Raw genomic sequence first — 1073 nt, 5'->3', positions numbered from 1 at the left:
ATTCCAAGCAGCTCGTCTATCAGTACCTCCCGTCGCGCTACGGCATGAACCCGCGCGACCTGCGCCGCGCCGATGCGATCGAAGCGGTCGTCGGCCAGGGCGCCAAGCCCGGCGGCGGCGGCATGCTGCTTGGCCAGAAGATCTCCGACCGCGTCGCCGAGATGCGCACGCTGCCCAAGGGCATCGACCAGCGCTCGGCGTCGCGCCATCCCGACTGGACCGGGCCCGACGACCTCGAGATCAAGATCCTCGAACTGCGCGAGATCACCGACTGGGAAAAGCCGATCTACGTCAAGGTCGGCGGCGCCCGCCCCTACTACGACACCGCGCTCGCGGTGAAGGCCGGCGCCGACGTCGTCGTGGTCGACGGCATGCAGGGCGGCACGGCCGCGACGCAGGAAGTGTTCATCGAGAATGTCGGCCAGCCGACGCTTGCCTGCATCAGGCCGGCGGTGCAGGCGCTGCAGGACCTCGGCATGCATCGCAAGGTGCAGCTCATCGTCTCCGGCGGTATCCGCAACGGCGCCGACGTCGCCAAGGCGCTCGCGCTCGGCGTCGACGCGGTATCGATCGGCACGGCGGCGCTGGTTGCGCTTGGCGACAACGATCCCCGCTGGGAGGCGGAGTACAATGCGCTCGGCTCCACCGCCGGCGCCTATGACGACTGGCACGAAGGCCGCGACCCGGCCGGCATCACCACGCAAGATCCGGAGCTGATGAAACGAGTCGACCCGATCGCGGCCGGACGGCGGCTGGCGAATTACCTGAAAGTGATGACGCTGGAGGCGCAGACGATCGCGCGCGCCTGCGGCAAGAACAGCCTGCACAATCTCGAGCCCGAGGACCTCGTCGCGCTGACCATCGAAGCGGCCGCCATGGCGGGCGTGCCGCTTGCCGGCACCAACTGGATACCGGGCAAGAACGGCTTCTAATCAATGAAGGGCCAAGACCCAAATGCCTTGGGCCATGGCCGACAAAAAATGGGGAACTGGTGTGACTACTGATCTTGCAGAATTCGCAAGGGCGAAAAACGTCAAATATTTCATGATCTCCTACACCGACCTGTTTAGCGG

Annotated in this window: 1 protein-coding gene; it reads left to right on the top strand. The window is 65.8% G+C overall.

Annotation, left to right across the window (positions count from 1 at the left end):
• Positions 1-932 (top strand): glutamate synthase-related protein (locus EN781_RS33045; protein WP_127400753.1); only part of this gene is annotated, 932 nt, incomplete at its 5' end.
• Between the last annotated feature and the right edge of the window lie 141 nt (positions 933-1073).

Origin of the sequence: Mesorhizobium sp. M4A.F.Ca.ET.090.04.2.1 (assembly GCF_003999085.1) — a bacterium.
GTDB lineage: Bacteria > Pseudomonadota > Alphaproteobacteria > Rhizobiales > Rhizobiaceae > Mesorhizobium.
This window is presented reverse-complemented; position numbering and strand designations above follow the sequence as displayed.